Raw genomic sequence first — 15,470 nt, 5'->3', positions numbered from 1 at the left:
ATTTAAATTAAACTTTAAGGAGGATTTGCAATGAAAAAAACATATCTATTTAGTCCTGGACCAGTAATGGTTACAGATAGGGTTAGAAATTCACTTCTTCACTATGATATATGTCATAGAGGAAATGAATTCATGAATTTATTTAAAGATACACAACAAAAAATCGGTAAATTATATAATGCAACTTCTGATTATTATTCTCTAGTTGTATCTGGTTCTGGAACATCTGTAAATGAATGTGTATTATCTTCTATATTTGATAAAGAAGATGCTGCTTTATTAGTTAGTAATGGTGTATTTGGAGAAAGGCTAGAAGAAATATTATCTGCTTATAGTGTTAAGACCTACAAACCAGACTTTAAATGGGCTGAATATCCAGACTTAGATATTTTAGAAAAATACTTACTTGAAAATCCTGACATAAAAGTAATTGCTATGGTATTTCATGAGACTAGTTCAGGAATGATAAATCCTGTACCTGAATTAGGAAAACTTGCAAAAAAATATAACAAAATATTTTTTGTTGATGCAATAAGTGCATCTGCTGGTGAATACATTGATGTTGATGAGTTTAATATAGATATAATAACAGGTGTTGGTGGTAAAGCCCTTGGGGCATTTCCAGGCTCTGCATATCTTTGTGCTAAAGAAAGCGTTTTACAAAATATTAAAGAAGATCAATGTAAAAATGTGTATCTTAGCCTTTACAAACATTATAAGCTTGCAAAATCATCTTCTCAAACACCAAATACACCTAATGTCACTTTAATATTTGCTCTTAATGAAGCTTTAACTGAATTTTTAGAAGATGACAGTAAGATAGAAAGATATAAAGAATGTTCTGCTATTTTAAGAAATGGTATGGAGGAACTAGGTCTAACATTTTTACTTCCAGATAAATATATGTCTAATACTGTTACGTCTGTATTTCTTCCTAAAGAAATTGATATAAATAGATTTATATTAGAACTAGAAGAAGAAAATGGTTATGTGGTATATCCAGGAAAAGGCAAATTTCTAGATGATAATATGTTCCAAGTTGCAAATATGGGAGAAATTTATCCAGACGATTGTTATAAATTCCTTGATATTTTAAAATCAAAGCTAGAAGTTAAAAAAGCCATATAAATATCTCAAGACCATAAATAAAAAAACTATATAAATATCTCAAGTTAAACTAGATTATGGTCTGTAAATAACAGCTATCTATAAATAATCACTCTATATGAACATATTCAAAAATATACTTGAACATTAAATATAGCCAGATGTTGTTTTATATTTTCATATAGGGGTGAACTCTAATATGTAAAGTTCACCCCTATATGAAAAATTTATTTTTATACAATTCTTTTTATATTTAATTCTTTTATATTTTTGATACAATTCGGCTATTTAACTGTATAGATTGTTATAAATTTAAAATCTATACATGATACTATATACTTTTAAATCTGATTCTTTTTTTAATTAAAGGCTTTAAATATTACTTTTCAAGCTCATCAAAGTAATTATATACAATAACTTCACCTGTTTCTTTATCTGTTGTCTTTATAATCCCTTTAGCTCCATTTACCTCTTCTTTTGTGAATTCATCGTCTAGTACAACTTTAAATTTATCTTCATTTCCATATCCTTGCTGAAACTCAGCTCTTAAAATTACATTTTTTTCAGCTTTTGGTTTTAATTCAAATTCAATTCCTGATTTCATTTCATCAAAATAATTTAAAACTACAACCTCATTATTCATTTTATTAGTTGTCTTTATAATCCCTTTAGCTCCATTTACTTCTTCTTTTGTAAATTCATCATCTAGCACGACTTTGAATTTATCTTCCTTTCCATACTCTTCTTGAAATTCTTTTTTCATTTCACTGTACTTAGTCTCAAATTCTTCACTCCTGTTTAATTCCATAGCTGATACATTTATCAGTGACGTCCCAATAGTTATTATTGTTAATGCCATGACCATACCAGTTTTTAATTTTTTTAACTTCATATTTTACCTCCTAAATTAAATGTTCTTAGTGAAATTATATAAATAAAAATCTAATTTTTACAGTTTCATTCTTGTAACTAAAATTACTATTATGTAACCAAACTTTTTAATTTAACTATTCCTTAAAACCTAATTTTTTGGGGAATAGTTGAATTAAAAAAATAAAATTTTTAAACTTTTAATGAGTCTAATAGTATATTTATTGAACTTAATAAATTTTATTTTTAATAAAGTAAAATTTATCATATATCTCAAACCTACTTATTTACCAAAATACTACATCCAAAAAACTAGTCTCACTATATATTTCATTGATAGCTTACTCATTTTTTACTTATAAAATTCTATAATCAATCTCCAAATAAATTAGTTAAAAATTCAAAGAATATATACCCCTATTTAGTATATATTTTTATATATTAAAAAAAAGTTTTAAATAAAGTTATATTTTTTGCAACAGTTTTGTAATTAAAAACATATTGAAGCTAAAATTAAATGTACTATATACTATAAATATGTCGACAAAATAAATTTATAAAGGAGAAAAACAGGTGAGAAAAAATTTACTAATAGCAATATTGTCTGCTATTTTAGTGTTATCAAGCATACTTACAATCTTTGCATATTCAACTATTAAAGATAATAGCAGATTAGTATACTCTAACATAATAGATAGAAAGACACAAAATCAAGTGAAAAATGTATTAGAAAAAAATAAAATAAATAAGAAAGATATTGATATTTTTATTAAATCAGTTAGGAGCTACAACAAACTTCAAATTAAAATACTTCAAAACAATGTAAATATATCTAAGTCTGGATATAGTTCAATTAACACAAAACAGGTTCCATACAATTTAGATAAATTACAAAGTAACTGGATGGAAAAGTTTCCTAACTATATGGATGTAAATTGTAGAATAACAGCATTTAGACTTTTTAAAGATTTCATCAACTCAAAAGAGAAGTTTACTGGAGATTCTATCGATTTAAGTATTGATTTAGATACTATAATAAATAATAGAGATGCAAAATTTAACTCAAAGGATGTAGAAAAATTTATTAACTTTTTCTCTGCAATACCAACTCAAGACACAGATGATATAAATAAAAATGCAGAACAAATAAAAAAAGAGTGGAAAAAAAGAAAAATATCTTTTAAAGATAATAAAAATATGTCTATTATAAGTGGCTTTCTTCGTTATCCAGAAACTAAAAATGTATTTATAGGTCATACAGGTATATGTATCAAAACTGATAAAGATATCTTATTTATAGAAAAATATGGTTCTACATCACCTTACCAAGTTACTAAGTTCAAAAGTAAAAAAGATGTGAAAAATTATATGTTCAATAGATTAAAGATGTCAGAAGGAAATGTAGAATTACTAGACCCAATAATAATGGAAAATGATAAACTTATGCAGTAATATCTCTAAATACTAAAAGCACTTTATGATTGTTAAGATAAGTAAAAATAGGCTATATCCATGAAAAAATATTAATTATAAAACTTTCATACTGAACAAATCTATAAATATTTTTCTAATTTAACAAAAAGACTGTAAGTAGATTTATTTTACATAAATCTACTTACAATCTTTTAAATAAATACTTTAAAAGTATAAATTATCATAACTTTTGGATTATAATATATACACCTTTATCCTATATCATAATTATTTATTTCCTCTGCACAGTGAGAATCTGAGCCAAGAACTAATGGAATATCATATTTTTTTGCTAATTCTAATAAGTATCCATCTATATAAGGCTCTTTACAATATTCTTTTCTGTTTCCAGAAACATTGTAATCAAGTTCATATCCTTTTTCTTTAACTAACTTTATTAATTCTTCAAGAACTTTATTTCTTTCATAATTATATGGAAATACTTGATTAAACTTTCTAACTAAATTTAAATGACCTATTCTCTTTGGTTTATATGTACCTAAATCAGCATTTACAGCTTTTATTAATGTTTCATAATACTTATTATAAACAGCTTCAATGCTTCCAAGCTTATCAATCAGATTTTGAAACTCTTCTACACTATAGTCCACACAACAATAGGCACCATCAATTTTAATTATATGTACTGATAATAGAGAATCCTCTAATTCATCACCATATTTATCTAAATTGTTTTTTATGCCTTCTTCATAACCTTCAAGAAAATCTACTTCCGCTCCTACATTTATCTTAATTTCGCTCTCATATTTATGCTTGAAATTTTTAACATCATTAAGGTAATTTGATAAATTTTCAGGATTCATGCAACTATCATTTTCAGGTGCAGGGTCTTGAAATCCATTTGGATATGGAAAATGCTCTGTAAATGTCATTTCTGTTAGACCAACATCAATTGCCCTTTGTATATATTTTTCAAAATCATCCTTACTTCCATGAGGACAATAAGGTGAATGTATATGACCATCTTTCATAACTAATTCTCTCCTTTTATTAAATTGAACTACTCCTCCTTAACTATCTCCAGTAATATTTGAAGCCGAAGATATATTAAATAACTCAGTTTTATAATAAATTTCCTCATTAAAGTATAGTACATACTCATTAGAAATTTCAATAATTAAATATAAATAAGGCATAAAAAATCGCCTATATCAAAATATATAAGCGATTTTAACAATCATATTTACATATGTTTTTTAGCCTCTAATAACATTTTATTTGCTTCTTCCATACATTCTATAGCTTTTTCAATACTCTTTGCAGTTTCTTCTTTTCCAATAGCTCTAGCCTTTTCTACCCATTCTCTAAATCCTTCTTCATGAGTCTCATTGTGATTTATCCAATGTACTAAAAGTATTTTTAAAGTTTTCTCATCTTTAGACTCTGATGATTCTTCATGATTATGTTCGTGGTCATGGTCATGAGTATGGTCGTGTGGATGTTCATGGCACATATCTCCATGAGTATGTTCATGGCAATGGTCGTCATGGTCATGGTGCCCATGGTGGTATCTTATAATCTCTCTATCAAACATCATTAGTTATTCCCCCTGTTATTTTATATTAAATTCTTTTTTTATAACATTAACAGAATCTTTTACAAGTAGTGCTAATGGTTTACCTTCTAATCCAACTAACTCTATATTTTCTGGCATAATAGGTAAAAGTATCTTAAGTGCCTCACTATCTGCAATAGCTTCACTTATATTACAAGTGACTTCCCCCATCATAGAATTAGGTATTATTACAGAAATAGGTGCAACTATTATATTGGCTTTTCTAGCTGATACTACTATAGCATTTTCCCCTGTAGCTCCTTTATTAGCATGAGCCTTCATCATAGAACTAGTTGCTATAGAATTAGTTCCTAGTGCATAAATTTCTACATATGTAGGTAATTCTTCTCTCAGAGAAGAAACTATCTGGGCTCCTATACCTCCACCCATTCCATCTATCACTGCTATTATCATATGAAATTCCCCTATTAATTAATTTTCTTGTATTATTATCTTATGGTCCATCAATCTTATTTCTTTAATTATTCCATCTATTATTTTTTGTTCTCCTAATAAATCAGTTAAATAAATCTTTCCATCACAAGGGTCTATATTAACCACATTCTCCATAACCTTTTCTAATTCATTGTTATTCTTACAAATGAAAGCTGATGATTCACACATATAAATCTCCTCCTAATATGATTTTTATTAAAAATCAAAAAAAGACTTCCTCAGGTATTTCAATACACCAAAGAAACCTTCATGATTTCAATTTTCGTATATTATTATACCTTAAGTATATCACTTTAATTTACTTAAAGTCAATTAAAGTTAACGCTTTTTATTATACTCTTCATCCTTGTATTTTTTATATAATTCTTCAGCTAATTGCTTTTCATAATCAGTCAAGTCTTCTTCTACAAACTCAACATTAAATTGACTAGCCAGTCCTTTTATTAGATTAGCTTGTAGAATATCTATGTCTATTTTTTTACCAATTTCATTCTCTATTCCACTGGCCTTTTTAGCTGTGAATTTCATTGCTCTTTCTTTTAGTTCTGGTGTTTTAGCCTTTATTAATTTAAACAATTTTTCTACATCAAAATCCATTATTATTGAACCGTGCTGTAACAAAACACCATCTTTTCTACTTTGAGCACTTCCAATTACCTTTTTATTATTAATAGTAACTTCATATGATGCATGTGCATTAAAGCATGCAGCTGATAAATTTTCTCTACCTATTCTCTCTCCACTATTTAAGTTATCTGTTTCTATACCACTTAAATTCAATCCTCTAACTAAACCTTCACTTATATATCTATAAGATAGATTTATACTTTTATCAATTAAAGGATTATCTTCTCCTATAATTATACTATAAGTTAGCTCATTATCATGTAATACAGCTCTTCCTCCTGTGATTCTTCTGACATAGTCTATATTCATGCACTTACACTTATCTAAATCTACCTCATCTTCAAGTTTTTGAAAATATCCTACACTCAAGCAAGCTGGCTTCCAAGTGTAAAATCTAAGTGTTGGCTTCACACATCCTTTTTTATATGCAGTAAATATAGCTTCATCAATTGCCATATTCATTGCACCATCATATGATTTATTATGTATAACTCTCCACTGATTCATGATTATTACGCCCCAATCTTTAGTATAAATATATTCAAGAAATCATTTACAGATTTAGTTCTCTTATAGCCAAATCTATCTCATCTTGATTTAAAGGTCTTGAATAATTATATATAGTACTTCCTGGTCTTTCATTATAATATGGTCTATTACAATCCTTACAGCCTCTTATCTCAAAAGGGTAACCCCTGTTTATATCTGATACAGTCTCATCATCTAGTTTTATATTTTCCAAGTATCCATTTTTGAATTCAAAGTATTCTTGTGAATAACCTTTATTTATCATATAGGACATTAGCTGTACTCTTCTGTAACTTTCTATATTTGGTTGACTTATTTTTTCCATTTTAGTTCCTCTAACTGGAGTAAACGCAAATAAACTAATAGTTATATTGTTCTTCTTTAAATAAGTATATAGGTTGTATATGTCTTCATGACTTTCTCCCATACCAACAATTATATGTGTGCTGATTTTATTAGGATATAACTTTGACATTTTTGTTATAAAATTCAATTTTTCATCATAATTATATCCTTTTATTTTTTCATATAAGTCTTTACTTGCTGCATCTATCGCTATTCCTATTTTATCTACTCCAGCAGAAAAAAACTTGTTTATTTCTTCATCACTTTCTAATTTTGCAGACAATGAAATAGGCATATCTATTTTACCATTTATGTAATTTATAAAATCTAAAACAGATTTATGTGCCTCTTCACTTGCCATTGATTGTATACATATTCTCTTTATATTTTTCCCGTTATATGCTCTCAAAGCATTCAATATTTCCTCTTTAGAATACTCTGGCCAAACTACTCTTGATAATTTATCTTTTCTAGTACTGCTTTCTATTGATTGAGAACAAAAACTACATTTGTTTATGCATTTTTCCCCAATCATTATATATGCTGTAGTAGGAGGTATATCGCTTTTTTTATTTAATATTCCAAGTTCTATTGCTGTCCCTGATGATAATCTAATCATAAAACGCAACACTCCTTACATTCAGTTATTGTCATATTCATATCTATAGCCTTATTCTTAGCAGATTTTGATGGAAGAACTATTCTATTAACTCCACACATTATAGCTAATTGGTCTAGTTCTTTTCTATACACACCTCTAGGTCTCATACAACCTAGGTTAATCTCGGTATTTGGTAAACTAATTCTAGCTTCACATAAAACATCTGTTACTTCTTTCAAATTAGGAGGTTCTACATCTTCATATTCAGTACCTTTTGTAGGAATAAGAACTATAAATGTCAGTTTATTAGGAGGATTTTTTTGTAAGTATTCTATAATCTCATACTCACCTTTTACTTTTCCTCCTTTTAAACCAATACATATATGTGGTGCTACTTCTGTATTTTCTCTTATTGTATTGTAAGCTTTAATATAATCTTCTTTGCTTTTATCCATTTTATAAACTTCTTTTATAGTTTCTTTATCGAATACCAAGTCGAAAGAAACTATATCTAAATACTTACATAATTCTATAATACTCTCTTTATCCATAAGCCCTAAATGAGCATTTAATCTGTATCCTTGTTCCTTTAACTTTTTAATGGTCTGTATATGGGTATTTATTGGGACATCACCTTCATAACTACAACCACCACTTAATAAAAAACTAGTTATATTTCTTGATTTAACTTTTTCTTTATAGTCCTCAATTGGTATCATATTTTCTAAATAATGACCATTACAATGAGCACATTTAAGACTACACTTATTACTAGTAGTACTAAGAGCTAGAGTCTGATTCGGATAAGCAAACTCTATCTCATTTCCGAAATTTCTTAATTTAATGTCAAACGCAGTTCTCATTTTCTCAGACAAATCCTTATACATAATTTAATCCTCTACATTTATGTTTTAATGCTCTACCTATGCATCTATATTTTGATATTTTACTCTTCTAGTAGTTGCTTTGCAGTTGGGAACTGCTCTATATTTGTATGTGGTAAGAAGCATGCAGAAATAAATTCGTCCATGTAACTTGGATAAACACTAAGTTCAACATAAGTTATTTGTTTACCTATTTCTTCAAGTTTATTTTTGGCATCTTTACTTATAAGAGCCAAGTAAGAACCTACAAGTGAACTATTTCCTATATAAGTAAATTTCTCTCTATCGATATCAGGAAGTAATCCTATAATTATTGAATTTTCTATATCTAGGTTATTTCCTATACCACCTGCTATATAAACTCTATCTAATATACTAAAATCCATACCCAAGCTATCTACAAGAGTATATGCTCCTGAATATATAGCTCCTTTAGCTCTAATAAAATTATCTATGTCCACTTCATTTACTACTATATCATTTTCCAAATCAAATTCTTCTTTAAATGCTAATACATACTCTCCTATTTCATGTTCATTAAATCTGACTCTCTTATTATTTAAATCTCTATATATCTTACCTCTTCTATCTATTACACCCTTAGTAATCATTTGGCAAATTAAATCAATTATACCAGAACCACATATACCAACTGGTGCACATTCATCTATTATTTTTAATGTAGGCTCTAAAGTTCCTTTATCAATAGCCACCTTCTCTATTGCTCCTGCTGATGCTCTCATTCCACAGCTTATGCCTCCACCTTCAAATGCAGGACCTGCTGAACATGCACAGCTCATCATATAGTCTTGATTTCCAAATACTATCTCTCCATTGGTACCTAAGTCTATAAATAAAACATTTTCTTCACTTGACCATATACCAGCTGATAATACCCCTGCTGTTATATCTCCTCCTACATAACTTGCTACAGATGGAGCTAAGTACACATATGCACTATCATTTACAAAAAGACCTACATTTTCACCCATAAGTTTTGGAGATTTTAAAAATGGTGGTATATAAGGTTCTTGTCTTAAAAAGTCTGTATACACCCCTAAGAATAAACTTGTCATAGTTGTATTTCCAGCAGCTACTAAAGTGACTACATCCTCCTTATTTATGCCATTTCTTTCATATAATGTTTTTAATAGAGGATTTATAGTTTCATCGACTATAGCTTTGTGTAAAGTTTCTAATCCATTTTTCTTAGTCGAATATATAATCCTATTTATAACATCTGCTCCATATTTTATCTGAGCATTTCCAGATGATGCTTTATCTACTACTTCTTTTGAATATAAGTCTACTAAACATACAACTACCGAAGTTGTACCAATATCTATTGCAACTCCATACAGAGAATTTTCCTTATTTCCTTCTTCTATATTTATGATTGTAAGTTTCTTTTGTTTTTGAACATATGTTATTGTAACTTTGAAATCGCTCTTTCTAAATATCGTTGGCATCTTTCTAAGTATATCTAATCTAAAATCTATTTCATTGTATCCCAGATGATTTCTAACATGTCTTTCTAATCTATCTACATCACTTATATTGTCATCTAAGTTTGGCTCTTCCATTTCTATGTATTTCTTTTTTATATTTGTCTTAAATTGTAAGTTATGCTTTTCTATTATTTTTTTAGCTCTCTCAAAAATTTCTCTATCTTTTTGTTTATTGCTACCTTCAATCTTCATACCATGCATAGAAGATGATACTTTAGAAGGAACTTCAATTTCTATATCTGAGATTACTTTTGTACAACAAGCTAATATATAACCTTGCTCCCATTCGTCATCTGTTATATGTCTCGTTTTTTCTGTATCAACCTTACCTTTTAACAACTTTACCTTACATTTACCACAAGACATATTTCCATTACAAGGAGCATCTATAAATATATCAGCATTTCTTGCAACTTCTAGTAATATATCCCCCTCATTACAATAAACTTCTTTATTGTTTGGCATAAAATTTACCTTTATCATGATATCCCTCCCAATTTGTTCTATATATTATAAAAGGAAAGTATAGCTAAATTTGCGTGCACTCAAATTTTACTATACTTTCCCCAATTATAATAACATCCCTAGTCTTTAATTATTCTAATCCAGCCTCGTATTCTTTATCACTTAATAATGTATCAAGCTCAGCAACATCAGCTAGTTTTACTTTTAATATCCAGTTTTCGTATGGGTCTTCATTTATACATTCTGGTTCATCTTCTAATTTTTCATTAACTTCTAATACTTCACCATTAACAGGAGATATTAAATCAGAAGCTACTTTAGAAGATTCAACTACTCCAAAATCTACTCCCTTAGTTACAGTATCTTCTACTTCTGGTGTTTCAACAAATAATATTTCTCCTAATTGATCTTGAGCATAATCTGTTATACCTATATATACAACATCTCCATCAATTACTTTTACCCATTCATGATCTTTAGAGTATTTTAATTCTGGTAATAATTTCATTTCGATAGACCCCCAATATTATATTATTGATTAATTTATTTAAATCATATTAATATTATATCACATTATTTTAAATTTTCCATCAATTACATTACACTTTCCATAGCTAATGCTGGATGACCTTTTTCTTCTAAGAAAGCTAATACTCCTTCAGAATCGTCAGCGATAGTTTCATCACAAATCATATCACAGAAGTTCTCTATTCCAGTCATTTCTTTAACTGTAGCATTTAATTTATCAGCTACATAATCTTTTAATTCTTTTGGCATCCAAACTATTCTTTCTGGTCCACCTTCTGCATAAGCGAATTTTTTAGAAGATATGAAATGTCTTCCGTGTCCCATGAATCCTGGAGTTTGAACTCCTCCACCTGTCATAGAAGCAAGTTCTCCGAAAGTCATACCAACTGGAGTAACGCTTGGGAATTCTCTGTTAACTACAACAAATCCATTTGCTTCTGGCATTATACCACAGATACACTCGAAGCATCCACAAGAAGTCATAGGGTCTTCTAATATAGAGTATAATGTAACAGCTTCAACTGCACCTTGAGATATTTGGTTTACAGTTTCATTTACAGAGTTCCATACACCTGTTCTATCGTCTAAACATTCACCTTTTTCTATTGGTTGACAAGGACCTGTAGGGTCTAATTCTTTAGTAGCTTTAGCATCTAACCAGCTAACTGCTCCACAAAGACCAAGTCTTTCAGGAGTAACAACACAAACGTGAGCTGGTGCAAATGATTGACATAAGTTACAAGAATAGAAAGTCTCTACACTTTCATCAACCAATGAAGCTAATCTCTCATCTCTAGCATTGTATTTAGCTATTGCTTCACCTTTTAATTCAGAAACTTTTTCTGCATCTGTAATTATAGTTATTTCACACTTATCAACAACTGATTCAAATTCATCTAACATCTTAGCATATAAAACTTCTCCTATATGCTCAAGTCTAAATCCTTTATCAAATGCATCTTTAGAGATTCTTACCCAAGCCATATCTCTTTGTCCAACGTGCATTACACCTTCTATATAGTTTAAGAAGTAGTGGAAACGTCTTTCAAGAACTGGTTCGAAATCTTCTTGCATGTTTTTACCAGCTATTTTAACTATTACAGCAAGTGGTAATCTTAATACACCATCTGCTTCAACTTCATCTATGTTTGGTCCTATTATTTCTATCTTATGGTCTTCAACTTCAGCAGCTTCTTTCTTAACAACAAGCTCCCAAGCTTCAGTTTTATTTCCACCAAATTCAGCAAACATGTCGCTCTTTCTAATTCTTTCACCTTCAAATGCTGCTGCAAATGAAACTGGTATAGGTATTTCAGTAACTTTTATTTTTATTCCTCTAGCTTCTAATGAAGTAGCTACTATCTTATCATAATCTTTTTGAGTTAATAAATTCATTGGAACTTCAAGAACAGTTTGGTCAGTTACAACTGGGAATCCTAAAGCTATTGCTCCAGCACCTGCAGATACAACTAATTCACTTAATGGTCCAAAAGCATTAACAAATGCAGGAACTCTATTAGCTGTGTATTCTAATAATCCGTTTAAATCACCAGGAGTTAATCCACCGAATATTAATGCTGCTCTTACTGCAACAGATACAACGTGGATAACAGAAGTTACATCATATCCTAGAGGTATAACTCTTAGTTCAAGACCCATTTTTACTCCAGCTTCTATAGCTTGGTCTATAACCTTACCAACTAAGAAAGTTAATAAACCTTTAGATTGGTAGTCTTTTATAACTTTTGCTGCTGATTCAGCATCAGGACATTCTCCAAGAACAACTGCAACACCAGGTATATCTCCTGTAACTAGTGGTACACCAAGTGATCTGATTATAGGGTCAGTTATATGACCTGCACATGGCTCACTATATGGAGCATCCATAGTTGAGTATTTTAATGCTTCAATTACTTCTGCAGCTAAAGCAGTAGCTAAACCAGCATTAAAAGCATGTTCTAATAAATGAGTTCTATTGATTAAAGATTTTACTACTTCTAAAGCACCTTCTAAGTCCCCTAAAGTGTTCATTTTTTGTCCTGTTGCAGCATATATACAAGGTAATGAATATGCTGTATCAGGGAAAGCTACTTTATGTTCTTTTCCGTTTTTTTCTATAGCTTCATTTAACATAGCTTGAGCTGCACCCAAAGCTTGTTCTGACCCTGTAAAGATTATATTATATAGATTCATTCTATTTCCCCCTTTAATATTTACACCTATTTTTTATTAACTATACCCTAAAAACCCTAGAAAGCAAATCCACCTTCATTTAACTCTAAGAAAGAGTCTGCATATAAAGATGCCCCGTTGATTATGTCACAAGATTTTACAGTTTTCATTAATTCTGGGTCACATGGATTCATTATAGCTGAACTAAATCCATTAGCCATTGCCATTGCTAAGAATGCACTATCTAAAACAGGTCTAACATGTTTAGGACATCCATTAGATACATTAGATAATCCTCCTGTAGTTAAAAGTCCCATTTCAGTCATCATCTTTATAGCTTCTAAAACTTCTACTTGTTTTTCTTGCATACCTTTTATAACTAAGCATAATGGGTCAAATAATATATCAGTTGGCTCCATTCCTAGCATTAAGCCTTTTTCTAGTATCTCTTGGCAGTAAGCCATACGTTCATCATTATCTCTTGGGATACCTTCTTTTGCACATAAACCTATAACCATTGATTCATATTCAGCTGCTATATCTATTAAATCAAATCTTGAACTAGCATCAGCAGAGTTTATTATTGGTTTTGCATTAGTTCTATCATAAACCTTAAGTCCAGCTTCGATAGCTTTTTTATTAGCTGTATCTAATGCTATAGGAACATTGTTAAATTCAGATTGAAGTAGCTTAACTCCCCATGTCATTATCTCTTCGCCATCTCTTTCAGCAGGCCCTATATTGAAATCTATATAGTGTGCTCCTGCTTCTAATTGTTCTTTTGCTCTTTTTAATATTGGAGCTGGATCTCTTTCTGCTAATGCCTTTCTTATTGAAGGTGAGATACAGTGTATTCTTTCACCTATAATCATAAATTTTTCCATTTATAATGTCCCCCTTTAAATTTAATATTAATAGTTAGTTAATATTTTATTAGTTTGTTTGGCATGCTTTTTCTTGGTATCCTTTTAAGAACTTAGGTAATTCCATAGATTCTTCTGGTCCTATAACTACATTCCATCCTGGTAAGTTATCTTCTATATCACCTTTAAGTACTGCAACTTTTCCTGGAATGATAATGTCTTTACAATTAGTTACTTCTTCTACTTTACTTTCTTTGATGAAAGCAGAGATTGAATTTCCACCAAATTTACCAGCAGCCCAAGATGTAAGAACTGAATATCCACCTGCATCTGGTATTACTAACCATACTGGAACTTTTGATCTTTCTATATCTCCAGCAACTATGAAATAAGTTAATGCAAAGTCAACAGTAACTAATACTGGAGAATTTTCATCTGGGTTATTAATTGGGTAAATCTTTGGTTCAACTCTCATTGGTCTTTGTGGGTCAGTGTATATATTTTGTCTTAATGCAAATAATGGTAATGCTTTAGCATAACTAATATCATCTATTACTATTATAGAACCATATTTTATAGTAAATATTGATGATAAAGCAATTTCCATCATAGGATTTGAGTTAGATAATCTATTTGCAAATACTATTGAAGGATATCCAAATGTTCTATCTTGTTCTTTTAAAGCTATTCTTCTAACTTGCACAGCATTAGTGTAAGTATCTTTTATATTTTCTCCAGTTACATCTAATACTAATTCTTTATATCCAGCAGATTGAACTAATTCAACTGTTTCATATAATTCTTCTAAGCTAGCTGCTTTTACTCCTAATGGTAGGTTTGACCCTTTAACTACTTCTATCATATCTTTGTAGTTATCTTTAGTTGCTCCATATACCATTGGTCTAGCATCTTTTAATACTTCAACAGCTTCTTTAACTGCTTGTGCATCATCACAAGCTAAAATATAAGCTACTTCTAATCCACTACCTTTTATTTTGTCTATTAGTTTTAAATATGCATCTTTGTCTCCACAGTATTCTAAAACAACCATTTCAACTTTCATTTGTTCACCAATTCTTATATAGTCAACTTTTTTCATGTTAGCTATTTTAGCGTCTACTGCTTCATCACTCATACAAGTACAGAATGAAACTGCATATCTATTTCTACTTACTAATGTTTTTTCATGTCTAAATAATACTGTTTCCCCGCCTAGTTCATATTCAGATGCTCCAGTACCAACTTTTAATGCTTTCATTAAAGGTGCTGTAGCTTCTGATAGTTTTGCTATAGCGTCATCAGACATATGTGGGCATTTGCCTACTTCTACAGCTCCTGAAGCAACCTTCATAGAGAAAGCCATACAAGTTGGGAATCCACAATCCTTACAGTTTTTCTTTGGTGTTAATTTAAATATATCTAAAGCTTTTAATGCCATTATTTTCTCCCCCTAACCTTAACAATTTA

The 15,470-nt window shown here is 29.6% G+C and carries 15 protein-coding genes; 2 read left to right on the top strand and 13 right to left on the bottom strand.

The window, feature by feature from the left end; all coding sequences use genetic code 11:
- Window positions 1-30 precede the first annotated feature (30 nt).
- The gene (locus tag IC175_RS08845; protein ID WP_227433432.1) at window positions 31-1,128 is read left to right on the top strand and encodes a pyridoxal-phosphate-dependent aminotransferase family protein; all 1,098 of its coding nucleotides are present in this window, start codon (window positions 31-33) and stop codon (window positions 1,126-1,128) included.
- A 358-nt stretch (window positions 1,129-1,486) separates the two neighbouring features.
- Here IC175_RS08845 and IC175_RS08840 read toward each other — a convergent pair whose 3' ends face one another.
- The gene (locus IC175_RS08840; protein ID WP_227433433.1) at window positions 1,487-1,999 is read right to left on the bottom strand and encodes a hypothetical protein; all 513 of its coding nucleotides are present in this window, start codon (window positions 1,997-1,999) and stop codon (window positions 1,487-1,489) included.
- 551 nt (window positions 2,000-2,550) lie between these two features.
- Here IC175_RS08840 and IC175_RS08835 point away from each other — a divergent pair.
- Window positions 2,551-3,429 carry a DUF4300 family protein gene (locus IC175_RS08835; RefSeq protein WP_227851443.1) on the top strand — a complete coding sequence of 293 codons (879 nt, stop codon included), beginning with the start codon at window positions 2,551-2,553 and terminating at the stop codon, window positions 3,427-3,429.
- Between the two features lie 233 nt (window positions 3,430-3,662).
- Here the strand turns inward: IC175_RS08835 and hisJ are convergent, their stop codons facing one another.
- The 12 genes from hisJ to acsC form a co-directional block, all read right to left on the bottom strand.
- The gene (hisJ, locus tag IC175_RS08830; RefSeq protein ID WP_227851442.1) at window positions 3,663-4,442 is read right to left on the bottom strand and encodes a histidinol-phosphatase HisJ; all 780 of its coding nucleotides are present in this window, start codon (window positions 4,440-4,442) and stop codon (window positions 3,663-3,665) included.
- Between the two features lie 212 nt (window positions 4,443-4,654).
- Window positions 4,655-5,008, bottom strand: a complete 354-nt coding sequence (locus IC175_RS08825; RefSeq protein ID WP_227835907.1) for a zinc transporter — start codon at window positions 5,006-5,008, stop codon at window positions 4,655-4,657.
- A gap of 15 nt (window positions 5,009-5,023) precedes the next feature.
- Window positions 5,024-5,440, bottom strand: a complete 417-nt coding sequence (locus tag IC175_RS08820) for a DUF3842 family protein (RefSeq protein WP_227433437.1) — start codon at window positions 5,438-5,440, stop codon at window positions 5,024-5,026.
- A gap of 18 nt (window positions 5,441-5,458) precedes the next feature.
- On the bottom strand, window positions 5,459-5,650 hold the full coding sequence (locus IC175_RS08815) for a CooT family nickel-binding protein (protein ID WP_227433438.1): 192 nt from the start codon (window positions 5,648-5,650) through the stop codon (window positions 5,459-5,461).
- Window positions 5,651-5,800: 150 nt separating this feature from the next.
- Window positions 5,801-6,616 (bottom strand): biotin/lipoate A/B protein ligase family protein, encoded by an 816-nt coding sequence (locus IC175_RS08810; RefSeq protein ID WP_227433439.1) that lies wholly within the window; start codon window positions 6,614-6,616, stop codon window positions 5,801-5,803.
- Window positions 6,617-6,662: 46 nt separating this feature from the next.
- Entirely contained in the window at window positions 6,663-7,601 is a 939-nt protein-coding gene (locus tag IC175_RS08805; protein ID WP_227433440.1) for a radical SAM protein, read from the bottom strand.
- Window positions 7,598-8,470, bottom strand: a complete 873-nt coding sequence (locus tag IC175_RS08800; protein WP_227433441.1) for a radical SAM protein — start codon at window positions 8,468-8,470, stop codon at window positions 7,598-7,600. Before IC175_RS08800 ends, IC175_RS08805 begins: the two co-directional genes overlap by 4 nt.
- A 59-nt stretch (window positions 8,471-8,529) precedes the next feature.
- Window positions 8,530-10,458 carry a corrinoid activation/regeneration protein AcsV gene (acsV, locus tag IC175_RS08795; RefSeq protein ID WP_227433442.1) on the bottom strand — a complete coding sequence of 643 codons (1,929 nt, stop codon included), beginning with the start codon at window positions 10,456-10,458 and terminating at the stop codon, window positions 8,530-8,532.
- A gap of 112 nt (window positions 10,459-10,570) precedes the next feature.
- A complete protein-coding gene (gene gcvH / locus IC175_RS08790) occupies window positions 10,571-10,948 on the bottom strand; it encodes a glycine cleavage system protein GcvH (protein WP_003418363.1) in 378 nt (125 codons plus the stop codon).
- Window positions 10,949-11,034: 86 nt separating this feature from the next.
- Window positions 11,035-13,161 carry an acetyl-CoA decarbonylase/synthase complex subunit alpha/beta gene (gene acsB, locus IC175_RS08785; RefSeq protein WP_227433443.1) on the bottom strand — a complete coding sequence of 709 codons (2,127 nt, stop codon included), beginning with the start codon at window positions 13,159-13,161 and terminating at the stop codon, window positions 11,035-11,037.
- Between the two features lie 56 nt (window positions 13,162-13,217).
- Window positions 13,218-14,024: a carbon monoxide dehydrogenase/acetyl-CoA synthase methytransferase subunit gene (gene acsE, locus IC175_RS08780; RefSeq protein WP_227851441.1), complete on the bottom strand. Its 807-nt coding sequence runs from the start codon at window positions 14,022-14,024 to the stop codon at window positions 13,218-13,220.
- 49 nt (window positions 14,025-14,073) lie between these two features.
- Window positions 14,074-15,441, bottom strand: coding sequence for an acetyl-CoA decarbonylase/synthase complex subunit gamma (gene acsC, locus IC175_RS08775; RefSeq protein ID WP_227851440.1), 1,368 nt, complete (start codon window positions 15,439-15,441; stop codon window positions 14,074-14,076).
- Between the last annotated feature and the right edge of the window lie 29 nt (window positions 15,442-15,470).

The organism is Clostridioides sp. ES-S-0123-01, from assembly GCF_020658415.1.
Taxonomy (GTDB): domain Bacteria; phylum Bacillota; class Clostridia; order Peptostreptococcales; family Peptostreptococcaceae; genus Clostridioides.
Note: the sequence above shows the minus strand (reverse complement) of the source record. Positions and strands in the feature narration are given on the sequence as shown.